This window comes from Sphaerisporangium sp. TRM90804, from assembly GCF_029846175.1.
In the GTDB taxonomy this organism is placed as follows: Bacteria; Actinomycetota; Actinomycetes; order Streptosporangiales; family Streptosporangiaceae; genus Sphaerisporangium.
On record NZ_JARWAC010000028.1, the window covers coordinates 16863 to 42472 of the forward strand.

The following is a 25610-nucleotide window of genomic DNA, read 5'->3' on the forward strand; positions in this document are numbered from 1 at the left end:
CACCTTACGGCTCGGTGCTCGCCAGGCCGGCTTCGCCGGCGAAGGCCGGGCGCACGCCGAAGACGGCGAGCAGCTCGCCGATCTCCCTGTGCTCCTCCGCGGGGTGCCGGAAGCGGCCCACCGCGTTGATCGTGTAGCGGTTGCGCCGCCCGACGCGTTCCCGCCGCAGATAGCCGCCCGCCTCCAGGTCGGCCACGATGGCCTGCGCGGCCCGCTCGGTGATCCCGACGAGCCCCGCGACGTCACGCAACCGGGCATGCGGGTCGCGGGCCAGCGCGAGCAGGACGTGCGCGTGGTTGGTGAGAAACGTCCAGCCCACGGCACGGACCGGACTCGATGTGCTCATACCCCCATTATGCGATGACTGATTCGTGAAACAGAGCACATCCGGACAGCTCCCCCACCGTCACCCGCGATCGGGACCGGCGGTGACGGTGACGGAACCCCCTCAGGTGCGAGCCGGCTTCCTGGGGGCGCCGGATCTGGGCCGGGAGTCACGCGGGATCGCCGGCGGGGTTCGCCGGGCGTCCTTCTCCGGTCGGGGCCAGAGCTCGGCGCGCAGGGTGGCGTCGTCGTACCAGAGGGCGGTGGCGACGGCGTTCGTGCCGGCCTGGAGCTGGACGGTGAAGTCGCAGGCCGGGCCGGGGGTGTCGCGGGGGCAGGCCAGCACGCCGGTTCTGATCATCGAGGCGGCGTGGTAACGGTGGTCGTCCGGCTGGGCGTGGTCCCAGGCGAAGGGCGTGTCGTCGGGGGCGCCGGGGTGCAGTTCCACCCCGTTGGCCAGAACGCGGGCGCCGCACCAGCCGCCGGCGGGCCCCTTGCAACGGATCTCGGCGTTCACCCACACGGTGATCATCGACTGCTCTCCCCTGCGCAGGTGGACGTGCACCCGGCCGCAGTCGAGGTCCGTCCACTCGTTGCCTTTGACGGTCTGCGCGTGGCCGGTGGCGCTGGTCTCGATCTGATGGCCGGCATGCCTCGTCCAGAACCGCCAGCAGCGATCGGCGGGCGCGGCCGCCGGAGGCGGAGGTGAGGGCGTGGGATCACCGTCCTCCGCCGACGCCCGCGCGGGCGCCCCCGGGAACAGCGAGAAAGGCACGGCCACGAGGACGGCGCACACCGTCGTCAGCGCGTGGCCGGCCAGAAGGCGCCCGAACATGTCTCCCCCGAAACAGGCCGATATCGGAGTGCGGAGCAATTCCGCCCCCTTTTTCGGGAACCGCGGACGCCCAGCACCTGCGCAGCGATCATGCCCTTCGGTGAACCGGCGAAACAGCGAAGAAAGCAGCCGGGAAAGCAACCAGATGGGCGTCTGCCCGCGAAACAGACGTAGGCGGCGAGCGGCTTCCAAACCAAAGGAAAGGGGCGGTCCGGATGGCCGGACCGCCCCTTCTCAGTCAGCTGTCAGACGTGTTCCCGTTCAGCGCGGAACAGGCTCAGGCCAGGCGGGCGAGGGCGTGATGCAGGCGCACGGACGCGCGCTCGGCCCGCTTGCGGGCCTTGTGGATTCTCTGCATGCGCAGGATGAGGCGCTGCTCTTCGGCCTCTTGGTGGAGGGTTCGTATTCGGTCACGAACCAGCTCTTCATTCATATATGGCATGTCGGCGCTCCAGGCGGGAAGAAAGCCCATCAGATTTGTTCCTTTTCTGCTCTCGGGGTTTACCGGCGGATTCTCAGGCTGCGACCGGGGTCTTACGGGGACGCCCCCGGGGCCTCTTCTTGGGGACGACGACCCCCCGGAGGACCAGCTCGCCGCCCCAGACGCCCCACGGCTCCTCGCGCTCCAGCGCGCGGGCCAGGCAGGCCTTCTGGATCGGGCACCCTCCGCAGAGGGCCTTGGCGAACTCGACGTCCTCGGGAGACTCGGCGAACCACAGGTCTGGGTCGGTACGACATGGAATCTCGGCTTCGTCGACCAGATCCATGATCGCCTCAACCGCCATCTTCGTCACCTTTCTGTCTGAACCGCTAGGTCTGGTCATTCACCTCGTGGGTGGGCGGATATGGCGGCGAAAAACAAGAAGGCCGCGGATCCTTGGTGCGGATCCGCGGCCTGGAGGCTGTGCCAACCGGTCAGGTTATGACCGGTGGCCTCCAGGGAGGCGGACCCTGCACCCCAGCGTTGGAGGTGCCCGTGGTCGGGATCTTGGCGTCGCCGAACAGACGGCCGAGCATGGCCGAACGGTCGGAGACGGGGACGGTGGTACGGGTGCCGACAGCAGCGGCCGCCTTGCGCATCTGCGCCTGAGTGAAGGCGGTCTTCTCCTGTCGAAGCTTGGCCTCACCATGGACCGTGAGCCCAAGGGCGGCGGTCATGGCGATCGGGGCAGCGCGACGGATGCCGGTGACCGGAACGTCACACGGGAAGGCGACCGACTGCGTCGCGGGCGTGCCGATATAGGTCAGCTTCACAGGGGGTCACCTCCCAAGGTGTTCGATGGGGCCGGACATACGGATCGTCCGACCGGCTTGTGCACGACTCTAAACGGGGAGCCGGGAACCCGGCAACATATTTTCTACCTGCGATTTCACGGATTCGCTACACGGATCATGCACTCCTGCACCACCGAGACCGTCAGGTCACCCGAGGCGGTGAACATCTGCCCGCGGGCGAGCCCCCGGGCGTTGCCCGACCAGGGCGACTCCTGGGCGTACAGCACCCAGTCGTCCACCCGCAGCGGCCGGTGGAACCACATGGCGTGGTCGAGGGAGGCGCCGACGATGTTCGAGGCGCCCCACGCCAGGCCGTGCGACAACAGCACGGTGTCCACCAGGGTGTAGTCGGAGGCGTAGGCGGCCAGCACGACGTGCAGCAGCGGGTCGTCCGGCAGGTCGGCGTCGTAGCGGAACCACACCTGCGTCTCGGAGGTGCGCAGCGAGGGGTCGCCGACGGCCTCCCAGGTGAGCGGGGTGACATAACGCAGGTCGGCCGGGCGGGGCCTGGACAGCCACTCGCGCCACGGCTCGACGTCGCCCACCAGCGCGCGCATGCGGTCGCGGAACAGCGGGATGCTCTCGGGGTCGGGCACCTGCGGCATCGTGGCCGCCTGGTGGGTGACGCCCTCCTCGGCCGCGTGGAAGGACGCGGACATCGTGAAGATGGCCTTGCCGTGCTGGATGGCCACCACCCGGCGGGTCGTGAACGACCGCCCGTCGCGCACCCGCTCGACGTTGTAGACGATCGGGATCGCCGGGTCGCCGGGCCGGATGAAGTAGGCGTGCAGGGAATGGACCCAGCGGTCGGCCGGCACGGTGCGCCCCGCCGCGACCAGCGCCTGGGCGGCCACCTGACCGCCGAAGACCCGCTGGATGCGCTCCTCGGGGCTGCGGCCCCGGAAGATGTCGTTCTCGATCTGCTCCAGATCGAGCAGATCGAGAACCTCCTTGAGCGCCTCGTTCACGTCACTTCCCCTCCGCGGCAGATGCTGAGCACGGCCTCGCCGTACCGCTCGAACTTCACTCGGCCGATGCCGGCGATCGCCAGCAGGTCCTCCTCGGTGATGGGAACCCGTTCGGCCATGGCCTGGAGCGTAACGTCTGTGAACACCACATAGGCGGGCACCTTGCCCTCCTTGGCCGCGGACGTGCGCCAGACCTTGAGGCGTTCGAGCAGGCCCTCGTCGTAGTCGGCGGGACAGGTGGCGCAGCGGCCGAGCTTCTGCTCGGCGGCGGCCGTCAGCGTCTTGGCGCAGACCCGGCAGTGGATGGGCGTCGCGACGCGCACCTGCCCGGCGCGCCGGTCGCGGGAGGGCGCCGCGCGGCCGGCCCCGGAGGCGGCGCCGGTGAGGCCGTCGAGGAAGCGTGACGGCCTGCGCGCCTTGCGCCCGCCCGGCGACCGGGCGAGCGCCCACGACACGTGCAGGTGGACGCGGGCCCGCGTGACGCCGACGTAGAGCAGCCGGCGTTCCTCCTCCACCTGCTCGGGGCTCTCGGCGTAGATGATCGGCAGCATGCCGTCGGTGAGGCCGACCAGGAAGACGGCGTCCCATTCGAGGCCCTTGGCCGCGTGCAGCGAGCCGAGCGTGACGCCGTCGATGGGCGGCGCGTGCTGCTCGGTGGCCCGGCGCTCCAGCTCGGCGACCAGCGCCGGGAGGTCGCCCCCTTCGGCGGCCAGGTCTTCGGCCAGCTCGGCCAGCGCCCGCAGCGACTCCCAGCGCTCGCGGGCCGTGCCCCCGGACGGCGGCTCGGCCGTCAGCCCGATGCCGCCCAGGATGTCGTGCACCGCCTGCGCCAGCGGCTCCTGGTCGTTGGCCGAGCGGGCCGCGCCCCGGAGCAGCACGACGGCCTGCCGCACCTCGGGACGCTCGAAGAACCGCTCGGCGCCGCGCAGAAGGTAGGGGAGGCCGGCCTGGGCGAACGCCTGCTCGTACGCCTCGGACTGGGCGTTGACGCGGTACAGCACCGCGATCTCGCGCGCGGGCACGCCCCGGGAGAGCAGCTCCTTGACCCGCCGGACGACCGTCTGGGCCTCGGCGGCCTCGTCGTCGCACTCGGCGAACACCGGCGCCGGGCCGTCGGGGCGCTGGGCGACCAGCTCCAGCCGGTGCGGCGTGCGCGCCTTGGCCAGCACGTCGTTGGCCAGGCCGACGACCTGCGGGGTGGAACGGTAGTCGCGCACCAGCCGCACGACCGTGGCCGTGGGGTGCTCGACGGCGAAGCCGGTGAGGTAGCGCGGTGTCGCGCCGCTGAAGGAGTAGATCGTCTGGTTGGGGTCGCCGACCACGCACAGGTCGTCACGGCCGCCGAGCCAGGTGTCGAGCAGCAGCTTCTGCAGGGGGTTGACGTCCTGGTACTCGTCGACCACGAAGTAGCGGTACTGCTGGCGGATCTGGTTCGCGACCTCCTGGTGCTCGGTCATCACCGCGGCGGTGAGCTCCAGGATCGTCTCGAAGTCGACGAGGTGGCGCTCGCGCCGGAGCGCCTCGTACCCCTCGAAGAGGCGGCCGACCTCCTCGGCGGGGATGGGAGGGGTGCGGCCGGCCTTGACGGCGAGGGCCGGGTAGTCCTCCGGGGAGACCTGCGTCACCTTGGCCCACTCGATCTCGGCGGCGACGTCGCGCAGCTCGCCGCGGTCGGGGTTGCGCCGGACGGCCCGGGCCGCCTCCACCAGCAGCGGCAGCTTGGACTCCACCACCCGCGGCGGCTCGCCGCCGATGACACGCGGCCAGAAGTAGGTGAGCTGGCGCAGCGCCGCGGCGTGGAAGGTGCGGGCCTGGACGCCGTGGACGCCGAGCCCGCGCAGCCGCTGCTTCAGCTCGCCCGCGGCCCGGGTGGTGAACGTCACCGCGAGCACGCTCTGCGCGTCGACGACGCCGGTGCGGACGGCGTGCGCGACGCGGTGCGTGATGGCCCGGGTCTTGCCGGTGCCGGCCCCGGCGAGCACGCACACCGGCCCCCGCACCGCCTCGGCGACCTCGCGTTGTTCCGGGTCGAGCCCTGCGAGAGCGTCTTCGGGCTCCAACTCGCCTCCTACCGTGCGATGCGGACAGGTGTGCCATCATCCTTCCAGCACCACACCACGAACGTCGCGTCGCGTATGCACCAGGGGTCGGTTTGCCCCACAATGGGGCTCGTGATTCCGGGGAAGGGAACAGATCAGTGAGACGTGCGGCAACGGTGGGTGCGCTCGCGCTGGCCGCCGTCCTTCTCACTCCGGCCGCGGCGATGCCGGCCGGCACCGACACCGACGCGGCGGCACCGGTCCCCGTGGCCTCGCCCACGGCGGCGCCCCCGCCCGACGACCCGCTCGCCTCCACCGTCGTGCGCACGTTCTCCTACGGCAAGAAGACCCGCCAGCGCATGGAGGCGTGGTGGCAGCCCGGCACCGCGCGCAAGCCGGGCGTGTTCGTCCTGCACGGCGGCTGGTGGAGCGGCGGCGACAAGAAGTACATGACCGAGGTCAGCCGCTCGTACGCCCAGCTCGGCTACACGGTCTTCAACCTCAACTACCGCCTCTCGCAGGACGCCGCGTGGCCCGCGCAGCGCAACGACACGCTCGCCGCGATCGCCGCCGCCCGCAGGCACGCCGACTACTTCTCCTTCGACCCCGACCGCTACGTCCTCATCGGGTTCTCGGCCGGCGGCCACATCGCCACCTCCGTCGGCACCTACAAGGACGGCCTGCGCGGCCTGCGGGGCGTCGTCGGCATCTCCCCGGTCGTCTCCCCGCTCACCGCCTACTCCGACGGCGACGACGGCGCCGACCCCGAGCAGCGCAAGCTCCGCCAGGCCGCCGTCGCGCTCGCGGGCGGATGCCGTCCGACCGGCGCCTGCGCGCGTGTCTGGTCGAGCATGGAAGTGCCCTGGCACGCGAGCCGGCGCGACGCGCCGGTGCTGAGCGTGCACTCCGCCGACGAGTTCGTCCCCGCCTACCACAGCGAGCTGCTGAAGAACGAGCTCAATCAGGTGGGGGTGGCCATGAACGTGCGGGTGGTGCCGGGGTTCTACCACAGCTCCCCGCTGTACCGGGAGCCCGGCGTGGCGGCGGGCGTCCAGGAGTGGGTGGCCGCCAAGCTGGCGGCGCCCGCGCCCCAGGCCCGGCAGCCGGAGCGCAAGCCGGCCGGCGCGCATCTGCCGACCCTGCGCAGGGTCGGCACCCTTTAGGTCCCCGGCACGCCGCCCTGGGGGCCCGGGCGCGCGGCGTTCGCGGGGAACACGAGACATTCTCGTAGTGTTTCCACGTAGTGCTATGCCATCCGGAGGACGCGAAGGGATAGATCACGCTATGGCGCTCAAGGTGTACACCACAAGCTGGTGCGGTCCGTGCAGGCGGCTGAAGAGCCAGCTCTCGCGGGAGGGGATCGCCTATGACGAGATCGACATCGAGTCCGACCCCCGCGCCGCCGCGTTCGTGGAAAGCGTCAACGGCGGCAACCAGGTCGTCCCGACCGTGGTGCTGGAGGACGGCACCGCGCTGACCAACCCCTCCGTCATCCGCCTCAAGCAGCTCCTGTCACGCGCCGAGGCGTAGAAGCGGGGAACGGAGACGGCGGGCCACGTGGCGGCCCGCCGTTCGCGTGCCGGGAGACGCCCGCGGGTCACCAGTCGCCGGTGAGCGGGGAGCCGTACCAGGTCTCGATGAGGCGCCGGGCGATGGAGACGCCCGGGGGCAGGCGGATCTCGCCGCTCTCGACGGCGGCGCGCAGCTCTTCGCGGGTCACCCACATCGCCTCGGCGATCTCGTCGCCGTCGAGCGTGATGCGCGTGGACGTCGCCTCGGCGAAGAAGCCGAGCATCAGGCTGCGCGGGAACGGCCAGGGCTGGCTGCCGAGGTAGCGGGTGGCGGCGACGGTGACGCCGACCTCCTCCAGGACCTCTCTGGCGACGGCCTGCTCCAGCGACTCCCCGGACTCCACGAACCCGGCGAGCACCGAGAACCGGCCCTCGGGCCACTGCGGGCCGCGGGCCAGCAGGCAGCGGTCGTCGGCGTCGCGCACCAGCATGATCACCGCCGGGTCGACCCGGGGGAAGTGCTGGCTGCCGTCGTCGGGGCAGACCCGCATGTGGCCGCCGGCGACGACGGTCGTGCGGGCCCCGCACCTCGGGCAGTGCTCGTGGGTGGTGTGCCAGGCCTCCAGGGCCACGGCGTTGACCAGCAGGCCGGCGTCGCGGTCGCCGAGCGCCGCGCCCGCCCTGCGCAGCCCCTCGGCCGCGATGTCGGCCCAGTCGGGGACGTCCTGGACGGCTTCGGCCACCTCGGTCTCGCCCTGCGGCGGCACGACTCCCGCGCCGGCGACGGCAGCGGCGACCCGCGCGTCCGGCGACGCGGCCCGGCCGTCCCGCGCGCCGGGCGCGGCCTCGGCGACCTCGGTGCCGGGCGCGGTGGGGTTCAGCGGGCCGTCCACGGCGACGGCGAAGTAGGCGACGCCCTCGGGGTCGACGCCGAGCAGGTAGCGCTCCCCGGGCGGTGTCTGGTGCGGCGCGAGGAACACGAGCTCGGCGGTGTCGTCGTGCCGCCGGACCAGCGTGTGACCGTCGCCGACGAGCAGGACGCGGGTCGCGGGGTCGGCCCAGGCGGTCTTGAGCCAGGCCTCGTCGGTGCGGTGGACGGCCGAGCGGTCGACGCCGCCGCGCGCCAGGAGCAGGGGACCCAGCAGCCCTTCGCCTCGCCGGCTCTCCGCCACGCGCGCCTCCTCCTCGTTTCGGTCGCCCATCCTATGTCGCGCCGTACGGCGCCCCATACGCCCCTCGGCACCACGCCTGGTAAAGGCGACACCGCCGACAACACGGACTTTCCCCACGATTAGCATCTCAGGCAGCGGGCTGACCTCCCGGCGGCTAGGATTCCACCGGTTAGGTTAGCCTTACCTGATCCGGGGGTGCTCTGGCGTGCGGCTGTACATCACCGCGCTCAACCCGACCGACGCTGTCACCGGAGGGTTCCTGCCCGCGGCCCGGGCGCTCGGCTGCGAGGTCACCCTGCTCACCGACCAGCCCGAGCGCTACCCCGGCACCGAGGCGATCCAGACCGACGTCCGCGACGCCCGCGCGGTGGTCGAGACGATCGCCCGCCACCATCCGCCCGCCGCCGTCTTCTCCAACTCCGACCACCTCCAGCCCGAGACCGCACTGGCCGCCGGCTACTTCGGCCTCCCGGGCAAGGACTGGCGCGCCTGCCTCACCGCGAAGAACAAGGCGCTCACCCGGCGGGCGCTCGCCGCCGCCGGCGTCGAGACGGTACGCTCCGCGCGCCTGGCGCCCGGGGAGCCGGCGCCGCCCGACCTCGCCTACCCCGTCGTGGTGAAGCCGCGCGAGGGCGTGGCCAGCGAGGACGTCACGCTGGCGCGCGACGCCGCCGAGCTCGAACGTGCCGTGGCCGCCGCGCGCGCCCGGCGCCCCGGTGCGGCCCTCGTCGCGGAGGAGTACCTCGAAGGCCCGCTGCACACGCTCGAAACGCTCGGCGACGGCCGGTCCACGCACGTGCTGGGGGGCTTGCGCACCACACTCGGCCCCCTGCCGCACTTCGTGGAGGAACGCCTCGACTGGGACCCGTCGCACCTCCCGTCCGGCCCCGCCCTCTCCCCGGCGCCACCGGACGCCGGCCCCCGCGCGGCCGAACGGCGACCGGCCGGCGCAAGGGAGACCGACGGCCAGCGCTCCCGCGCGCGGGGAAACGACGGCCGGGCGGCCGGGGAGCATGTGCTGCGGGCGCTGGCAGCCGTCGGCGCCGGGTTCGGGGCCTGCCACACCGAGTACGTGATGACCGAACGCGGGCCGCGGATCGTCGAGGTCAACTACCGGCTCATCGGCGACACGTGTGACTTCCTGCTGGCCGAGCTGCTGGGCGTCCCGCTCTTCGAGTGGGTGCTGCGCGTCCACCTGGGCGAGCCGGCCCCGGCCCCTCCCCCGGTGACCGGGCACGGGGCCGCCGTGAGCCTGGTCGCCGACCGTCCGGGCGTGGTCACCCGCGCGCCCGGCGACGTGGCCGAGACGGTCGGCGGCACGCGGGTCAGGCACCGGCCGCTGCGCGCGGTGGGCGACACGATCGAGCTGACCCGCACCAACCGCGACTACCTCGGCGTGGTGCGCGGCGTCGGCCCCGGACGCGACTCCGTCGACAAGGCCATCGAGGACTTCTCCGCCCGCCACCCGTGGACGATCGAGTGACCCGAGACCCCGGCCCCGCGGACCACGCCGTGGCCGCGAAGTCCACCGCGCGCGAAGCCGGGCAGGGCCCGCCGCACGCGGCCGGGGCGGCGTCGGCGCGAGCGGACGAGAGCCCGGCACGCACGGCCGACAACCCGGCGCGAGCGGACGAGAGCCCGGCGCGTGCGGCGGATGTGTCCGACGGGGAGGGACGCCTCGCGCGGCGGGTGCTCGACGCGTTGCTGCGTGAGGACTACGGGGGGCTGGCCGCCCGGGTGACGCGGGCCAAGGAGGGCGTGCGGCTGGTGCTGCCGTCCGGACGCGCGGTCGGGCTCGTGCCCGGCCTCCTGTTCCAGGACTTCGTGGTCGCCCCGCACGAGCCGCTGGCCCTGGCCGAGGTCCTGGCGGCGCTGCGCGCGGTCGCCTCCCCCGCCGACGCCGAGGGCGTGGCGGCGTTCGCCGAGGAGTGCCGCGCGGCGCTGCGCGGGGACGACCTGCACCGGGCGAGCCGGGCGGCCGTCCTCGACCGCCTGCGGCGCGTCGGGCCCGGCCCGACGATCGCGTTCGAGGCGCTGGCCGGGTTCGCCGAGCACCCGGTCTATCCCGCGTCCCGCGCCCGCCAGGGCCTGTCGGACGAGGAGGTCACGGCGTACGCGCCGGAGTTCGCGCCGAGCTTCGCCCTGGAGTGGGTCTCGGTGCCGGCCCGGTGGGTCGTGCGGTCGGGCGAGCCGCCCCGCTGGTGGCCCGGCGACGGCGGGCCCCAGGCGCTGCTCCCGGTGCACCCGCTGACGTACGGCACGGTGCTGCGGATCCCCGGCGTGACCGCCGCCGCCGGGCCGCGCCTGCGGGTGCGGCCCACCCTGTCGATGCGCACGGTCGAGGTCGGCGCCCGCACGCACCTGAAGCTGCCGCTGGCCACCAGCACGCTCGGGGTGCGCAACCGGCGCTCCATCAAGCCGGACACCCTCGCCGACGGCGCGCGGGCCGAGCGGCTGCTGCGCGAGGTGCTGGCGAGGGAGCCCGGCCTCGACGTCCTGCTCGCCGACGAGCAGACCTACGGCCACGCCGGGCACGAGTACCTGGGGTGGATGGTCCGGCGCCTTCCGCCCGGCGAGATCGTCCCGGCGGCCGCGCTGCTCGCCCCCTCCCCGTGGCCGCCGCCCCCCGGCCGCGGCAGGAGGCGCGGCGCCCCGGCGCCCCCCGCCGGCCGCCGGGTGCTGGACGACCTCGCCGCCCGCCACTTCGGCGGCGACGCCCGCGCGCTGCTCACCTGGTACCTGCGCACCTTGATGGCGTGGAACGTCCGGCTGTTCGTGACGTACGGCATCGCGCTGGAGGCGCACCAGCAGAACCTCGCCCTGGTGTTCCGCCGGGGGGCCCGCCCCCGGCTGCTGGTCAAGGACAACGACGGGCTGCTCGCCTCGCCCGACCTGCTGCGCCGCGCGGGGCCGGCCGTGCCCGGCTTCGCCGACCGGCGCATGCTCACCGACGACCCGCACGCCCTGGCCGACGTGTTCGTCACGATCACCCTGCACCTGGCCGCCGCCGCGGTCGCGTTCGGGGCGGGCCACGGCGACCTGGTCGCCGCCGCCCTGGAGGAGGCGCTCGACGGGTACGGCGGCCATCCGATGGCGCGCCTGCTGCGCGCCCGCACCCTGGAGGCGGCGCGGCTCGTCGGCAAGTCGATGGTGAGCGCGGGAACGCTCGCCGACCGGGCGCGCGTCGCCGCCGACGTCAACAAGCACTACGGGACCAGCGGGCCCAACTACCTGCGTCAGCACCTACGCGGAGAGGCGAACTGATGGACCGCGCCGTACTGGACTCCCCTGCCGACATCGCGGAGGACGCGGCGCTGGCGGCCCTGCTGCGCTGCTGTGTGCGCGAGGTGGCCGGGCCGCGTGGGCAGGTGTGGGACGCCGACCCCTACCTGCTGCTGCGCCTCGGCGGGGAGCTCATCCGGGTGCCGGCCTCCGGGGGGCTGGCCCTGCGCTTCGACGGGCCGGCCGAGCGGCTGGAGCGCGGGGCGTGGCTGCCGCTGTCCGTCGAGCGGCTGGTCGGGCTGGTCGAGGCCGAGCCGGGCGTCCGCGGCGACAACGACGAGTTCGCCGGGCAGGTGATCGCCAGCCGCACGGCCATCTCCGACCTGCTGCGCGGCCGGGGCCGGCCGCCCGCGGACGATCCGTGGCTGGCGTCCGAGCAGGCGCTGGTGTTCGGCCACCCGTTCCATCCCTCGCCCAAGGCCGCGGGCCCGGGGTGGCTGCGGTACGCGCCGGAGGCGCACGCCCGCTTCCCGCTGCGGCTGCTCGGCGTGCGGGACGACGTGCTGGCCGCCGAGGGCGACGCTGGGGCGATCGACGGCCTCGGCGCGGCGCCGCCCGGATACACGCTGCTGCCCGCGCACCCGTGGCAGCTCGAACTGCTCGGCGCCGAGCTGGCCGCGCCGTTCGCGGACGGCCTGCTGCTCGACCTCGGGGAGAGCCGCGGCATGGCCGTCCCCACCTCCTCGGTGCGCACGGTGTACGAGCCGCGGATCCGCAAGTGCCTGAAGTTCAGCATCGACGTGCGGATCACCAACTGCGTCCGGAAGAACGCCTGGTACGAGCTGACCGCGGCGGCCGAGCTCAGCGCCCGCCTGGGCCCGGTCTTCGCCGACCTGGCGCGGCGCTTCCCCGGCACCGGCTGGCTGCCCGAGCCCGGGTACCGGTCGGCGGCGCTGGGCACGCGCCTGCTGGAGGGGCTGGGCGTGATCGTCCGCGCCGGCCCGTGGGACGTCACCGGGCCGGGCGTCACGCCGCTGCTCGCCGGAGCGCTGGCCGCCCCGCGACCCGAGGACGACCCCGAACCCCGGCGGGACGCCCGGGGCGCGGCCGAGGAGGCCCTGCGGCGCGACCCCGTGGGCTGGTGGGGGGCGTACGTCGACCGTGTGGCGCCGCCGGTCTTCGACGCCTACTTCCGGCACGGCGTGGTGCTGGAACCCCACCTGCAGAACGTGCTCGTCGGGGTGGACCCCTCGGGCACGCCGGTCGAGGCGGTCTTCCGCGACATGGAGGGCACCAAGCTGGTCGCCGGGCGGCACGACCTCTCCCGCCTGCCCGGCGCGGTCGCCCGTGCGGCGACGTACGACGCCGCGAGGGGGTGGGACCGCGTGGTGTACTGCCTCATGGTGAACCATCTGCCCGAGATCGCGGCCACGGTCGCCGCCGCCGCGGCCCGGGCGACCACGGTCCCGGGGCCGGCCGCCCGGAAGGCGGCGGAGGCCCTGCTCCGCGAGCTGTGGGCGGACGCCCGCGCCCGCGTCGCCCGCTACGCCGGAGAGCACCACCGCCCCCCGCAGCAGCTCCGCGACCTGCTGGCCGGCGCGCCGCTCCCCGCCAAGGCCAACCTGTCGGCCCGCCTGACCCGCTCCCCCGACCGCGACGCCGGCTACGTCCCCGTCGCCAACCCCTTCGCGGCGGTACCCGCATGACCCTCCCGTCCCCCGGCGAGCGCGCCGTGCACCGCGCGGGCCCGGACGCCCCCGGCTCCGGCGGGAGCACCGTCCACCGCCCCGGCGGGAGCGCGGTCGCCTCCGGCGCCGGTGAGCACGCCACGCACCGCACCGGCACGAGCGCGGTCGTCCCCGCCACCGGTGAGCACGCCACGCACCGCGCCGGTGCGCGGGTGGTCGTGCCCGATCGGGTGCGGGAACGCGCGCTCGGCCTCGGCGGCGGGCTGCCCGCCTACCTGTACGACCTTCCCGGCCTCGACCGGCACGCGGCGGAGGTGCGGGAGGCGCTGGCGGGCGTGGAGCTGTACTACGCGGTCAAGGCCAACCCCGACGCCCGCCTGCTCCGCGTGCTCGCCCCGTACGTCGACGGGTTCGAGGTCTCCTCGGGCGGCGAGGTGGCGCATGTGCGCTCGGTGCTGCCCGGCGCCCGGCTCGCCTTCGGCGGGCCCGGCAAGACCGACGCCGAGCTCGCCCTGGACGTCCACCGCCTGCACGTGGAGAGCCCCGGCGAACTGCGCCGCGTCCTCGCCACCGGCCGCCCGGTGGACGCGCTGCTCCGCGTGAACCTGGACGTCCCCGTCGAAGGGGCGTCCCTCACGATGGGCGGCGGCGCGACCCCGTTCGGCATGGACCCCGAAGGCGTCCACGAGTGCCTGCGCCTGCTCCGGGACCAGCCCGGCGGCGTACGGTTGCGTGGTTTTCACGCGCATCTGGCCAGCGGGCTGGGGGCCGCCGCGCTGCTCGGGCTCGCCGAGGCCGTCCTGGGCCACAGCCGCGAGCTGGGGGCCGTGGAGACCAACCTGGGCGGCGGCATGGCCGTGTCCTACGCGGACCCGGAGGACCGTTTCGACTGGGCCGCCTACGGCAAGGGCCTCGCGGCCCTGCGCGCGCCGGGCGAGACCCTGCGCGTGGAGCCCGGCCGGGCGGTGACCGCGTACTGCGGCTGGTACCTGACCCGGGTGCTCGACGTGAAGCGGGTGCACGGGGAGGTCTTCGCGGTCCTCACCGGCGGCACCCACCACCTGCGCACCCCGGCGGCCAAGGGCCACGACCACCCCTTCGCCGTCCTGCCCACCGGCCGCCCCGGCTCGGGCGTGACCGACACCCCCGTCACCCTGGCCGGCCAGCTCTGCACCCCCAAGGACGTCCTGGCCCGCCGCGTCGTCACCTCGGTGAACGTCGGCGACACCGTCGCCTTCCCCATGGCCGGCGCCTACGCCTGGACGATCTCCCACCACGACTTCCTCATGCACCCCAAGCCCGCCTTCCACTACCTCACCTGACCACCCGACCGGCCCACCGCACCCGGCGCCGACGTCGGGGGGCCCTCGGTCCTCTTCGTCCACACCGCCGGGTGCGTGAGTGCGCGGCGAAGTGGCGGCGGTCCCGCGCTGGGGGGCACCCGCGCGACGGCACGGGTGGGCCGGGTGAGGGTCGCCCTTGACAAGGCCGCGCCGAAGGCATTCGAGCGGCGACCAGGTTGGTCTCCAGGCGGTCCCGCGCCGGGTTCCGGGGCGGGCCGACGAGGGTTCCGCCAGCCCGGCAGGACGAGTCACACCCCCGCGTCGCCGGGCGTCGACGAGTGGTACCCGCGTCGCCGGGTCGCGGTGGTGCGGCGCCGTCAGCGGTCCTGGGGGATGGACTCGATCAGGGCTATCAGGCCCGCGGCGTCGAGGAGGTCGACCGGGCGGACGGTCTGGTTGGAGCGGACGTAGTGGAAGGCGGCGCCGACCTTGGTCAGGGGGACGGATGCCAAATGGGACCAGGCCAGGCGGTAGGCGGCCAGCTGGACGGCCGCGGCCTTGGCGGCGGGGCCCCTCGGGCGTTCGCCGGTCTTCCAGTCGACGACGACGTAGCCGTCGCCGTCGGTGAAGACGGCGTCCATGCGGCCGCGTACCAGGCGGTCGGCGATCATGGTCTCGAAGGGGACCTCCAGGTCGACCGGCTCCTGGGACGCCCAGGGGCTCTCCTCGAAGCGGGCCTGCAGCTCGGCGAGGCGGACGTCGACGTCGGAGACGTCGTCGGCGGCGCCGGGCAGCTCCAGGTCGTCGATGAGCCGCTGCTGGCCCCAGCGGCCCTCCAGCCAGCGGTGGAAGGCGGTGCCGCGCCGGGCGAGCGGGGCGGGGCGGTGCGGGAGCGGGCGGCGGATCTGGCGGGCCAGGGCCGCGGGGTCGGACGCCAGGGTGACCAGCGAGGAGACGGTCAGGTGGGCGGGCAGCTCCACGACCTCGCCGCCGCGCCGCCGGTGCTGGTCGCGCTCGCGTAGCAGCAGCTCGGTGTCGCGCGCCCAGGCGCGCGCCCGGTCGCGTTCCCACTCGCGCAGGGGGGTGTCCGGCTCGGCCGGGTCGGGCGTCGCGGTGCCGTTGATGGCCTCCATGACCATGTCGGCGCCGCCGCGGACCGCCTCGTGCCGCTGACCGCCGGGCGGCGCCGGCCACTCCGCCGCCGGGGGCTCCACCAGCAGCGGGTTGACGGCCCCCTCCTCGGGCTCGGGGGCCCAGAAGGCGGCCTGCCCGGAGGCGTCCCTGATCTCCACCAGGAAGTCGGACGGGTCGAGCGGCCTGGCGGCGCTCCCCCACCGGTAGCCCGACGCGATCAGCAGGTAGTGCGCGCGCGTGACCGCGACGTAGGCGAGGCGCCGCTCCTCCATCAGGTCGCGCTCGCGGCAGCGCTCCTCGAACGCGGCGAGGTCGTCCTTCTCCAGCCCGGCCAGCACCGGCAGGTCGGCGCGGTCGCCGCGCAACGAGTAGGGCAGCTTGCGCGGGTTCTCCGTCCACCGCGAGTTGGTCACCGGCGTGGCCGGGAACACGCTGCCCTTCGCCAGGGCGCCCTTCTGGGTGGTGACCTGCGAGAGGCCGGGCACCACGACGACGGGCCACTCCAGCCCCTTGGAGGCGTGCACGGTCATCAGCTTGACGCTGTTGGTCTCGCCGACCCGCCCGGCCTCCAGGCCGAACTCCTCCGACTCCGCGGCCTTGAGATAGGCCAGGAAGGCGCCCAGCGTCGGGTCCTCGGAGTCCCCGGCGAACCGTGACGCGGCGTCCAGGAAGGCGTCGAGGTCGGCGCGCGCGGTGAGCGGCCCGCCGCCCCTGGCGGCCACCTCGACGTCCAGGCCCATGCGCCGCTCGATCTCGGCGATCAGGTCGGGCAGCGGCTGGCCCGCGTGCGCCCGCAGGGTGCGCAGTTCGTGCGCGAGGCGCGGCAGGCGGGCGCGGGCGAGCGGGGAGAAGTGCTCCAGCCACTGGGGGCGGTCGGGCAGCTCGTCCAGGGCGTCGACCAGGCTGCCGCGCTCCTCGGCCATGTCGGCGACGACCTGTTCGAGCGGGTCGTCGGCCGCCGGGCCGCCGCGGTTGCCCACGGTGAGCTCCCGGGCCCGGTCGCCGAGCACCTTCATGTCGGCGGGCCCGATGCGCCAGCGCGGCCCGGCCATCAGCCGCACGAGGGCGTCGCCCGCCGTGGGCTCGTACAGCACGCGCAGCGTCGCCACCAGGTCGGCGACCTCCGGGACGGTGAGCAGGCCGCCCAGGCCGACGACCTCCACCGGGATGTCGCGGGCCTCCAGCGCCCGCCGCAGGGCGGGGAACTGGGCCCGCCTGCGCGCCAGGACGGCGATGTCCTGCGGCTGCAGAGCCGTGACGCCGCCCCAGATGCCCGCACGCACCTTCTCGCGCAGCTTGTCGCGCTCGCCGTCGGTCCAGGGCAGGCCGTCGGGCGCCGTCTCCCTGCCCAGCATTCGAGCCACGCCGTCGGCGATCCAGGCGGCCTCGTCGTCGGCGGTCTCGTGGAAGGCGGTCACCACCCGGCCGCGCGCCACGCGGGTGCCGCCCGGGACGAGCACGGGCACCTCGCGCGCCTCCTCGCGCAGCGGCACCTGCACGCGGGCCGCGACGTCCAGGATCTTCTCGCCGTTGCGGAAGCTGACCGACAGCCGTCGGACGGCCGCGGGCTCGCCCGCGGCGCGCGGGAAGTCGCTGACGAAGCGCTTGAGGTTGCCCGAGGACGCCCCCCGCCAGCCGTAGATCGACTGGCACGGGTCGCCCACGGCGGTCACCGGGTGGCCCCCGCCGAACAGGGCGCGCAGCAGCACGAGCTGGGCGTGGCTGGTGTCCTGGTACTCGTCGAGCAGGACCACGGAGAACCTGCCGCGCTCGATGGCGCCGACCTCGGGATGCCGGTCGGCGATGCGGGCGGCCAGCGCCATCTGGTCGCCGTGGTCGACGGTCTCGCGACTCCGCTTGAGCCGCTCGTACGCCTCCACAAGGGGCAGGAGCTGCTCGCGCACCGCCTGGACGCGGCCGGGCTTGCGCTGGGCGAGCGTCGGCCTGCCCGGGAGCCGGGCGAGGCGCTCGCCGAGCCAGTGGCCCACCTCGCGCACCTCGCCGGGCGTGCGCAGGTGCTCCGACAGCTCACCCGCGAGGTCGAGCACGGCGGCGGTCACCGAGGGCGGGGCGAGGTCGACGTGGTCCATCGGCCCGTCGTACCGGCCGACGACACGAGCGGCCATCTGCCAGGCCACGGCCGGGCTGACCAGCCGCATGGTCGGCTCCATCGCCTCGCGCAGCGCGTGGTCGGTGACCAGCCGCGCCGCGTACGCGTGGTAGGTGGACACGGTGGGCTCGGCCTCCAGCAGCCCGGCCGGGGCCAGCCCGACCTCGGCGAGCCGGGTGAGCCGCTTGCGCACGCGGGCGGCCAGCTCGGCGGCGGCCTTGCGGGTGAACGTCAGGCCGAGCACGCGGTCGGGCGCGACCAGGCCGTTGGCCACCAGCCACACGACGCGGCCCGCCATGGTCTCGCTCTTGCCCGAGCCCGCGCCCGCCACCACGACCATCGGCTGCAGCGGCGCCTCGATGACGGCGGCCTGCTCCGGGGTGGGGGGCGGGATGCCGAGCTTGCCGGCCAGCTCCATGGGCCCGAGCAGCGCGGGCCCCGACCCGCCCGAGCCGGGAGCCGCGGGCCCCGGCGTACGCGGCCCTAGCACGCCACGCCCCGCCCGGCCCCGGACGCCCGCGGCGCGACACGCGCACCCCGCCGGCCGGCGGGGCACGATGGGCCGTGCCCCCGCCGGGCCGGTCGCGCACAGACCGCTCCGGCAGCGAAGGCACCGTGAGGCCGCGTTCGCCCCCGCGCGCCGATCGCCGGCACGCCCGCGAGGCGCACGGCGTCGCGCTCCGGGCGCCGGGCGGAGCTGGGGAGGGTTGTGCGGGCCGTGCCCGAGGGAGGGCCGGTGGGGGGCGGGGCTAGCAAACCTGGCCCCCGCTGTCGTTGACGGGACAGCTCGCCTTGGCGGCGCAGGTGCGGCAGCCGTCGTTGACGCGGGCGGTGAAGACGCCGGCGGCCATGCCGGTGGCGACGTTGTCGACCATCTCGCGCGCCCACCCGGGCTGGGCGTCGTCGCCGAGCGCGCCCTGCCGCTGCTCCCTGGCCTCCTTGCCGGCCGCCTTGCCGACCTGGACGAGCGCGGCGCCGCCGGGCTCGGTGAGGCCGTGCCGCTCGAAGGCGCCGAGCAGCGTCGCGAGCTGGTAGACGCCGAGCTGCGGGTGGCGGTCGAGCTCCGCGTCCGGCGGCTTGGTGGTGCCGGTCTTGAGGTCGATGATGACCGCGCGACCGTCGCCGTCACGCTCGACGCGGTCGACCCGGCCGCGGATCTGCACGCCGTCGGACAGCTCGGCGGTGAACGACTCCTCCACCGCGACCAGCTCGCGCAGGTTGCCCTCGTGCCAGCCGAGGAACCGGGACACCATCTGCTCGGCCACCACCCGCTGCTTGCGGTTGAACCACACGCCGCCGAAGTCGAGCTCGTCCCACACCTCGTCGAGCCGCTTGCCCAGGGTCTCGCCCCCCTGGCCGCCGACGGCGAGCGCGGCGATGGCGTGGATGACGCTTCCGAGGCTGCGGGACATGTCGGTGCCTGACGCGCCCACCGCCGTCTCCAGCAGCCAGCGCAGCCCGCACTTGCTGAAGTTCTCCACCGCCGACGGCGACACCCGGACGATGTTGTCGGGCCAGCTCAGCGGGCGGTCGTCGGACAGCGGCGTGAGCGCGTACCACTCGTCGGGATGCGCGCCGGGGACGCCCGACCTGGCCAGCCGGGCCAGGTGGCCCGCGGCGGCCCTGCGCAGGGGCTCGGGCCGGGTGGAGTCGCACACCGCCGCGCGAAGGTCGGCGACGAGCGCGGACATGCTGAGCCAGCGCGCCCGGTCGTCGACGGACGCCTCCTGCGCCTCGCCGGGCAGCAGCTCCGACAGGAACCGCGACGGCCGCTCGTCGGTGTCCTCCCCGCCCACGGCGGTGACGACCAGGCGGCGGCGCGCGCGGGTGGCCGCGACGTAGAACAGCCGGCGCTCCTCGGCGAGCAGCTTGGAGGCCAGCGCGGCCGACGCGGCGTCGGCGGCGTCCAGCACCGCCCCGCCGGCCAGCTCCACGAGCTCCTGCACGCCCAGCAGCGACCCGCGCAGGCGAAGGTCGGGCCAGACGCCCTCCTGCACGCCCGCGACCACCACGACGTCCCATTCGAGGCCCTTGGAGCGGTGGGCGGTCAGCACGCGCACGGCGTCGCCGTCGGGGGCGTGCTCGGCCAGGGTGTCGCCGGGGATCTCCTGGGACAGCAGGTCGTCCAGGAAGACCTCGGGGCCGGCGTGCGGAAGGCGGTCGACGAAGCGGGCGGCGTGGTCGAACAGCGACACCACGGCGTCGAGGTTGCGGTCGGCCTGGGCTCCGCGGGACCCGCCCGCCAGGCTGGCGTCGGCCCAGCGCTCGGACAGGCCGGACGCCTGCCAGACCGCCCACAGGGCCTCCTCGGCGGTGTCCCCGCGCTCCACCGCCTGGCGCGCGACGGCGATGAGGTCGGCCAGGCGCTTGGCGCAGGCGCCCACGTGGGGCTCCACGGGGATCAGCTCGCGGGCGTCGCGGACGGCGGCCACCAGCAGCTCGTCGGACGAGCGCGCGGGCGGGCGCGCGGCGCCGCCCTCGGCGACGGCCGTCGCGGCGTCCAGCTCGGCCGTGCGCAGCGCGCGGCGCAGGCGGCGCACGCCGATGGTGTCGGTGCCGCCGAGCGGGCCGGTGAGCAGCTCCTCGGCGGTGGCGACGTCGAGCGCGGCGGGACGCACGGCCACCGTGAGCAGCGTCACCAGCGGGCGCACCCCGGGCTCCTGGGTGACCGGCAGCTCGTCGCCCGCGACCACGACCGGAACACCGGCGGTGAGCAGGGCGCGGCGCAGCATGGGCACCTGGCGGCCCGCCGAGCGGACCAGCACGGCCATGCGCGACCACGGCACGCCGTCGAGCAGGTGCGCCCGGCGCAGAGCGTCGGCGACGACGGCGGCCTCCTGCGTCTCGCTGTCGGCCAGCAGGACGCGCACCTCGCCGGGCTCGGCGCCGGGCAGGGAGGCCAGCATGCGGTGGCCGTCGCCGCGCGAACGCGCCCCCGGCGGCACGGGCAGGCGGTCGGCGACCCGGCGGGACGCGGCCAGCAGCTCGGGGCCGCTCCTGCGGCACACGCGCAGGGCGACGACGGGCGCCTCCTGGCCGTCGGCCGAGCGGAAGCGCTGCGGGAAGTCGAGGATGCCGCGCACGTCGGCGCCGCGGAAGGCGTAGATCGACTGGTCGGGGTCGCCGACGGCGATCAGGTCGCGGCCGTCGCCGGCGAGCTGCTGGAGCAGCAGCTCCTGCGCGGGGTCGGTGTCCTGGTACTCGTCCACGAACACGGCGTCGTAGGCGGCACGCTCGCGCCGGCGCACCTCGGGGTCGCACAGCAGGGCGGCGGCGGCGCGGATCAGCTCGGCGTAGTCGAGCGTGGGGGTGGGGTCGAGGTCGAACCGGTCGGCGTAGCGGTGGGCGAAGCGGCCGGCGGCCTCCCAGTCGAACCGGCCGTGCTCGCGGCCGAGCACGATGAGGTCGTCGCCGTCGAGGCCCCGCTCGGCCCCGCGGGCGAGGAAGTCGCGCAGCTCCTCGGCGAACCCGCGGGTCTTCAGCGGCTCGCGCATGCTCGACGGCCACTCGCGCGCACCGTCCTCCAGCTCGCCGTGCAGCAGGCGCCGGATCTCCAGGAGCTGCTCGGGGCCGGTCAGCAGGCGGGGCGGCTGCTCGCCGGCCAGGACGGCCTCGCGGCGCAGCAGGGCGTAGGCGTAGCTGTGGAAGGTGAGCGCCAGCGGTGATCGCGTGGTGCGGCGCATGCGGCCGGTGATACGCTCGCGCAATTCTTCGGCCGCCTTGCGGCTGAAGGTGAGCACCAGCACCCGCTCGGGGTCGACGCCGCGCCGCTCCACGCGATCGACGACGCTCTCGACGATCGTGGTGGTCTTGCCGGTGCCGGGGCCCGCGAGCACCAGCAGCGGGCCGCTCCCGTGCTGCACGACAGCCCTTTGGCGCTCATCGAGAACAACAGGCGTTCCCCGCCCCGCCACTCCCCGGCGCACCAGGCGGTAGGTCTGACCACTCACAGCACGCTATTCCACCAGACCACACCGGTAGATCGTGCCGACTCCACCGGTCCGGCTCGTGCATGAGTCTGCGATCGGGGTGGCAAATCACGGTATCGGCGAGCGCCCGCGCCCGTGGAGACGACACGCCCCGTATCCCGAAATCCCGGTCACGTACGTGGCAGGGGTCCGCTTCTCCGCCCATTGGACCTGTCTGCGGCCCGGCTCTGCTGCCACGATGACGTGCGGGCGGAGACGGAAAGGACGCGGAGCGAAAATTGGCGGGGAATCGCGCGGGCGCGCCCGGTCACGGGCGTGAGGCCGCCGACCGGCGGCGGGGGGCGGTGGAGGCGGCCACGGCGATGTTCTGCATGGGCTCGCTGCCGGCCGTGTCGCTCGTGCTGCACCAGTACCCGGTCTACGGCGGGCAGGCGGTGCGGTACGCGGTCGCGGCGCTGCTGCTGGCGGCGTTCATGCGCCTGCGGGGCCTGCCGCACCTGCGGCTCGCCCGTCGCGAGCTCGTGCTGATCCTGCTGCTCGCCGCCACCGGGCTCGCCGCGTTCAACGTGTTCGTCATCGAGTCGACGCGGCACGCCCACCCGACGACGGTCGGCACGATCGTGGCGACGGTGCCCATCGTGCTGGCCGTGCTCGCGCCGCTGCTGGCCGGGCGGCGGCCCACCCCGCACGTGGTGGTGGCGGCCACGGTGGTCGCCGCCGGGGCGGGCGTCGTCACCGGCTTCGGCCGGGCCTCGCCGCTCGGGGTGCTGCTGGCGGGGGGCGCGCTGGCGTGCGAGGTGCTGTTCTCGCTGCTGGCCGTGCCGCTGCTGCCGCGCCTGGGCGCGATCCGCGTTTCCGCGTACACCACGGCGGCGGCGGTTCCGATCCTGCTGGTCACCGGGCTGGCGACCCAGGGCGCCGGCGCGCTGCGCGTGCCGGACGCCGCGGAGGCGGTGGCGCTGGGCTACCAGGCGCTGGTGGTGACGGCGTTCGCGTTCTTCTGCTGGTACGACGCGCTGCCCCGGCTCGGGCCTGAGCGGGCGGGCCTGTTCTCGGGTTTCCTGCCGGTCGGCACCATCGTGTCGGGCCTGCTGCTCGGGAGCGGCCGCCCCGGCGCGCACGACCTGCTGGGGGTGGCGCTGGTCGTCGTGGGCCTGCTGCTCGGTCTGCGTCCCGCCCGGGGGGAACGGGCGGGACGCGAGCCGGAGCCCAGCGCCCCCGTCGTCCCGCCCTGACGCGCCCCGGGCCCGCGCGCGGGCAGGCGGGACGGCGTCCGCGCCGGAAGGCGGCGCGGGCGACCGGGACGGCGGCACCCCCGACCGGACGCTTTGCGACGGCAGCACCCGCGACCGGCCGCCCTCGGGACGGCGGCACCCCCGACCGGACGCTTCGCGACGGCGGCACCCCCGACCGGTCGCCCTGGGGACGGCGGCTCCGGCGGTCAGACGATGACGCGCGTGGGGCCGGTGTCGACGGGGCCGTGGCGTTCGAACTCCGCCCAGGCGAACACCAGCCGGTCGACCAGGAGGTCGATGAGTTCGGGCGAGAAGGTGAAGGGAACCCGGATGAACCGCCGGTGCCCGCCCGCCGGGTCGGTGGTCGCACCGGGCACCACCTCGACGCCGTGCCGCAGGGCCACCTGGGCGAAGTCGGTGGCGTCGACGCCGGGCAGCTCGATCCACAGGCCGCTGCCGCCGTCCGGGCGCCGCCACCGCCAGCCGGGCAGCCGCTCGCGCAGCAGCTTCTCCATGTGGTCGAGCCGGCACTCGCGCTCGGGCGCGCGGGCCGCCTGGATGCGGTCGATGCGCGGGATCAGCCGGGCCGCGAGCTTCTGGTCCAAAACGGCGCTGCCGAGGTCGGCCAGGGCCTTGCGCCTGGCCAGCCGCTGGATGATCTCCGACGGGCCGCGCACCCAGCCGATGCGCAGCCCGGCCCACACCACCTTGGCGAGCGACCCCACCGACAGCACCTCGGCTCCGCGCGGGGCGTAGGCGGCGACCGGGGCGGGGCGGTCGCCCATGCCGGTCTCGGCGGTGTAGGCGTTGTCCTCCAGCACCGGGACGTCGTACCGGGCCGCGACCTCGGCGAGCCTGCGGCGGCGCGCCGCCGACATCAGGACGCCCGTGGGGTTGTGGTAGGTCGGCATCACGAAGATCAGGCCGGGCCGGTCGGCGTCCAGCGTGGCCGCCACCGCGCCGACGTCGACGCCCTCGGCGTCCATGGGGGCGGTGAGGATGCGCGTGCCGCGTGAGCGGAACACGTCCAGGCAGCCCGGCCAGCTCGGCGACTCGGTGAGCACCGCGCGGCCCGGGCCGAGGTAGAGCTCGGTGACCAGGACGAGCGCCTGGTGGGCGCCGGTCGTGATGAGGATCTGCTCAGGGACCGTCGGCAGTCCGGTCGCGGTCATGTGCGCGGCGACGGCCTCGCGCAGCTCGGGCAGGCCGGACGGGTGGTACCCGGGGTCCTCCAGCAGGTCGCTCAGGTCGCCGGCGGCGAGGTCGCGAAGGGTCTCCGCCAGCTCAGGGACGGCCCCCTCCGCGGCGCAGGCCAGCGAGATGACGCCGTCCGACCGGTTGAGCAGGTGCTGGAACAGCGCCGTGGCCGTGCCGCCGGGGACACGGCCGTCCACGCCCGCCGGGACGCGCAGGTCGCCGGCGATGCGGGTGCCGCTCCCCCGGCGGCTCTCGATCACGCCCGCGTCGCGCAGGGCCTCGTACGCGGCGACGACGGTGGTGCGGCTGACCCGCAGCGCGGTGGCGAGCTGCCGCTCGGCGGGGATCCGCTCGCCGGGCAGCAGCAGCCCGTTCTCGGCGGCGGCGCGGATGCCGTCGGCCAGGCGGCGGTAGAGCGGCCCCGTACCGGTCGCCCACCCGGCGAAGGAGGCGATGACCTCGCTCACAGGGCGCGACTCCCCGGTGCGCGGCGGGACGGTGCGCGGCGGGGCGGTGTGGGACGGACCAGTGTGGAACGGACCGGCCGGACGTGTGGCGGGCATGCGTGACGTAGCCACTTTCCCCCTCATTGGCCCTGGATACTCGGGTCCACTTTGCCAAGGATGGAGGTAGTTGGACAGCTCTTTTCGGAAATTGGACCGAAAAAGTGGACTGCTCCGTAGAGAAGGAGGCCGCTCATGATCGTCATGCTCATCGCCCTCGTCGTCCTGGCCCTCGCCGCGCCGTTCCTCGGCGTGGACACCCGGGACGGGCGTGACTGGACGTCCACGCTGCCGGGAATCCCCGGTCGCGGGCTCAGCCGAGGGCGACCATCACGGGGGTGAAAAGGCGGTCGCGGCGGCCGGGGAGCGGGCCGCCGTGCACCATGAGCGCGGTGGAGAACGCCGGGGCGACCCCGCGCCCGACGGCCCAGGCGGTCAGGTCGGCGTGCCGGTCGTCCAGGTCGAGGCGCACGGGCCCGTGCACGCCCGCCGCGAGGTGGGAGACCAGCCCGACGGCCATGGCGGTGCTCTCGGCGACCACGGGGCCGATCACCACGTTGTCGACGTTGCGCCAGGCCGCGCCGAAGCCGACCACCGCCCCGTCTCGCTCCACCACACGCACGCGCTCGGCGAAGGCCGGCAGGCGGGAGACCAGCTCCGCGCGTGGGGCTCCGGAGGCCTCGGCGTCCAGGCGGACCATCGCCTCCACGTCGTCCGGGCGGGCCGGCCGGATGCCCTCGCAGGCCAGGTCCGCGGGAAGGGGCGCCAGGGGGCCGGTGTGCGTGACGACCGTGCCGATCTCGGTGAACCCCACCCGCTCGTACAGCGTCCGGCCGTACTCGGTTGCGGTGAGGAAGAGCGTCGCGCCGGCCGCCCGTTCGATCACGTGGAGCATGAGCCGTCGCCCCAGGCCCTTGCGGCCGTGGCGGGCTGCCACCAGCACCATGCTCACCGCGGCCAGGCCGGGCCCGTACCGGGCCACGACCGCCGTCCCGGCCAGCCCGCCGGCGGGGTCGTCGACGCCGTACACCTCGCCGATGTCGAACAGCAGGCGCCACTTCGCCTCTTCGGGGAGCCAGCGGCGGTCGACGGCCAGGAGCAGGCAGTCCCGCAGGTCGCCGAGGTCGAGCGCGCGGATGGGCACGTCGTTGACGCTCATCCCCTCGATGGACGTCGAAGTCATCC

The 25610-nt window shown here is 74.9% G+C and carries 20 protein-coding genes; 8 read left to right on the forward strand and 12 right to left on the reverse strand.

Going from position 1 to position 25610, the window contains the following annotated elements; all coding sequences use genetic code 11:
- Positions 1–4 precede the first annotated feature (4 nt).
- From PYR91_RS30635 to PYR91_RS30665, 7 genes are all read right to left on the reverse strand, one after another.
- Complete coding sequence (locus tag PYR91_RS30635; RefSeq protein WP_279785470.1) at positions 5–346, reverse strand: AsnC family transcriptional regulator; 342 nt, start codon at positions 344–346, stop codon at positions 5–7.
- A 102-nt stretch (positions 347–448) separates the two neighbouring features.
- Positions 449–1159 carry a hypothetical protein gene (locus PYR91_RS30640; protein WP_279785472.1) on the reverse strand — a complete coding sequence of 237 codons (711 nt, stop codon included), beginning with the start codon at positions 1157–1159 and terminating at the stop codon, positions 449–451.
- Positions 1160–1436: 277 nt separating this feature from the next.
- Positions 1437–1631 carry a hypothetical protein gene (locus tag PYR91_RS30645; protein ID WP_279785473.1) on the reverse strand — a complete coding sequence of 65 codons (195 nt, stop codon included), beginning with the start codon at positions 1629–1631 and terminating at the stop codon, positions 1437–1439.
- 43 nt (positions 1632–1674) lie between these two features.
- Positions 1675–1944, reverse strand: a complete 270-nt coding sequence (locus PYR91_RS30650) for a WhiB family transcriptional regulator (protein WP_279785475.1) — start codon at positions 1942–1944, stop codon at positions 1675–1677.
- Positions 1945–2074: 130 nt separating this feature from the next.
- A complete protein-coding gene (locus PYR91_RS30655) occupies positions 2075–2413 on the reverse strand; it encodes a hypothetical protein (RefSeq protein ID WP_279785477.1) in 339 nt (112 codons plus the stop codon).
- Between the two features lie 116 nt (positions 2414–2529).
- Positions 2530–3402, reverse strand: a complete 873-nt coding sequence (locus PYR91_RS30660; RefSeq protein ID WP_279785479.1) for an acyl-CoA thioesterase II — start codon at positions 3400–3402, stop codon at positions 2530–2532.
- The gene (locus PYR91_RS30665; protein WP_279785481.1) at positions 3399–5462 is read right to left on the reverse strand and encodes an ATP-dependent DNA helicase UvrD2; all 2064 of its coding nucleotides are present in this window, start codon (positions 5460–5462) and stop codon (positions 3399–3401) included. The genes PYR91_RS30660 and PYR91_RS30665 overlap by 4 nt, the downstream gene beginning before the upstream one ends.
- A gap of 137 nt (positions 5463–5599) precedes the next feature.
- On the opposite strand from PYR91_RS30665, the gene PYR91_RS30670 reads away from it, so the two are divergent.
- Complete coding sequence (locus tag PYR91_RS30670; RefSeq protein WP_279785483.1) at positions 5600–6604, forward strand: alpha/beta hydrolase; 1005 nt, start codon at positions 5600–5602, stop codon at positions 6602–6604.
- A gap of 121 nt (positions 6605–6725) precedes the next feature.
- On the forward strand, positions 6726–6971 hold the full coding sequence (locus PYR91_RS30675) for a mycoredoxin (RefSeq protein ID WP_279785485.1): 246 nt from the start codon (positions 6726–6728) through the stop codon (positions 6969–6971).
- A gap of 67 nt (positions 6972–7038) precedes the next feature.
- Here the strand turns inward: PYR91_RS30675 and nudC are convergent, their stop codons facing one another.
- Positions 7039–8124: an NAD(+) diphosphatase gene (nudC, locus tag PYR91_RS30680; protein ID WP_279785487.1), complete on the reverse strand. Its 1086-nt coding sequence runs from the start codon at positions 8122–8124 to the stop codon at positions 7039–7041.
- A 205-nt stretch (positions 8125–8329) separates the two neighbouring features.
- Between nudC and PYR91_RS30685 the strand changes: the two genes are divergently transcribed.
- From PYR91_RS30685 to PYR91_RS30700, 4 genes are read left to right on the forward strand one after another with little or no spacing between them, the layout of a single operon-like run.
- Entirely contained in the window at positions 8330–9607 is a 1278-nt protein-coding gene (locus PYR91_RS30685; RefSeq protein WP_279785489.1) for an ATP-grasp domain-containing protein, read from the forward strand.
- On the forward strand, positions 9604–11388 hold the full coding sequence (locus PYR91_RS30690; protein WP_279785491.1) for an IucA/IucC family protein: 1785 nt from the start codon (positions 9604–9606) through the stop codon (positions 11386–11388). The genes PYR91_RS30685 and PYR91_RS30690 overlap by 4 nt, the downstream gene beginning before the upstream one ends.
- Complete coding sequence (locus PYR91_RS30695) at positions 11388–13052, forward strand: IucA/IucC family protein (protein ID WP_279785492.1); 1665 nt, start codon at positions 11388–11390, stop codon at positions 13050–13052. Before PYR91_RS30690 ends, PYR91_RS30695 begins: the two co-directional genes overlap by 1 nt.
- Positions 13049–14356, forward strand: a complete 1308-nt coding sequence (locus PYR91_RS30700) for a type III PLP-dependent enzyme (RefSeq protein ID WP_279785494.1) — start codon at positions 13049–13051, stop codon at positions 14354–14356. Before PYR91_RS30695 ends, PYR91_RS30700 begins: the two co-directional genes overlap by 4 nt.
- Before the next feature lie 338 nt (positions 14357–14694).
- On the opposite strand, the gene PYR91_RS30705 is transcribed toward PYR91_RS30700, so the two are convergent.
- Positions 14695–17979, reverse strand: a complete 3285-nt coding sequence (locus PYR91_RS30705) for a UvrD-helicase domain-containing protein (protein WP_279785626.1) — start codon at positions 17977–17979, stop codon at positions 14695–14697.
- A 331-nt stretch (positions 17980–18310) separates the two neighbouring features.
- Positions 18311–21511 carry an ATP-dependent DNA helicase gene (locus PYR91_RS30710; RefSeq protein ID WP_279785496.1) on the reverse strand — a complete coding sequence of 1067 codons (3201 nt, stop codon included), beginning with the start codon at positions 21509–21511 and terminating at the stop codon, positions 18311–18313.
- Positions 21512–21768: 257 nt separating this feature from the next.
- Here PYR91_RS30710 and PYR91_RS30715 point away from each other — a divergent pair, with 257 nt between their 5' ends.
- Positions 21769–22725: a DMT family transporter gene (locus tag PYR91_RS30715; RefSeq protein WP_279785499.1), complete on the forward strand. Its 957-nt coding sequence runs from the start codon at positions 21769–21771 to the stop codon at positions 22723–22725.
- A gap of 206 nt (positions 22726–22931) precedes the next feature.
- Here the strand turns inward: PYR91_RS30715 and PYR91_RS30720 are convergent, their stop codons facing one another.
- Positions 22932–24389, reverse strand: coding sequence for a PLP-dependent aminotransferase family protein (locus PYR91_RS30720; protein WP_279785500.1), 1458 nt, complete (start codon positions 24387–24389; stop codon positions 22932–22934).
- Between the two features lie 231 nt (positions 24390–24620).
- On the opposite strand from PYR91_RS30720, the gene PYR91_RS30725 reads away from it, so the two are divergent.
- Positions 24621–24767, forward strand: a complete 147-nt coding sequence (locus PYR91_RS30725; RefSeq protein WP_279785502.1) for a hypothetical protein — start codon at positions 24621–24623, stop codon at positions 24765–24767.
- Here the strand turns inward: PYR91_RS30725 and PYR91_RS30730 are convergent.
- Positions 24739–25608 carry a GNAT family N-acetyltransferase gene (locus tag PYR91_RS30730; RefSeq protein WP_279785504.1) on the reverse strand — a complete coding sequence of 290 codons (870 nt, stop codon included), beginning with the start codon at positions 25606–25608 and terminating at the stop codon, positions 24739–24741. The genes PYR91_RS30725 and PYR91_RS30730 overlap by 29 nt on opposite strands.
- Between the last annotated feature and the right edge of the window lie 2 nt (positions 25609–25610).

What these genes read in the sequence shown, in the direction of transcription:
- PYR91_RS30695 (WP_279785492.1), top strand. Translation starts at nt 11,388, where the DNA reads ATGGACCGCGCCGTACTGGACTCCCCTGCCGACATCGCGGAGGACGCG.
- PYR91_RS30640 (WP_279785472.1), bottom strand. Translation starts at nt 1,159, where the DNA reads ATGTTCGGGCGCCTTCTGGCCGGCCACGCGCTGACGACGGTGTGCGCC.
- PYR91_RS30635 (WP_279785470.1), bottom strand. Translation starts at nt 346, where the DNA reads ATGAGCACATCGAGTCCGGTCCGTGCCGTGGGCTGGACGTTTCTCACC.
- PYR91_RS30645 (WP_279785473.1), bottom strand. Translation starts at nt 1,631, where the DNA reads ATGGGCTTTCTTCCCGCCTGGAGCGCCGACATGCCATATATGAATGAA.
- PYR91_RS30705 (WP_279785626.1), bottom strand. Translation starts at nt 17,979, where the DNA reads ATGGAGCTGGCCGGCAAGCTCGGCATCCCGCCCCCCACCCCGGAGCAG.
- PYR91_RS30700 (WP_279785494.1), top strand. Translation starts at nt 13,049, where the DNA reads ATGACCCTCCCGTCCCCCGGCGAGCGCGCCGTGCACCGCGCGGGCCCG.
- PYR91_RS30675 (WP_279785485.1), top strand. Translation starts at nt 6,726, where the DNA reads ATGGCGCTCAAGGTGTACACCACAAGCTGGTGCGGTCCGTGCAGGCGG.
- PYR91_RS30725 (WP_279785502.1), top strand. Translation starts at nt 24,621, where the DNA reads ATGATCGTCATGCTCATCGCCCTCGTCGTCCTGGCCCTCGCCGCGCCG.
- PYR91_RS30730 (WP_279785504.1), bottom strand. Translation starts at nt 25,608, where the DNA reads ATGACTTCGACGTCCATCGAGGGGATGAGCGTCAACGACGTGCCCATC.
- PYR91_RS30650 (WP_279785475.1), bottom strand. Translation starts at nt 1,944, where the DNA reads ATGGCGGTTGAGGCGATCATGGATCTGGTCGACGAAGCCGAGATTCCA.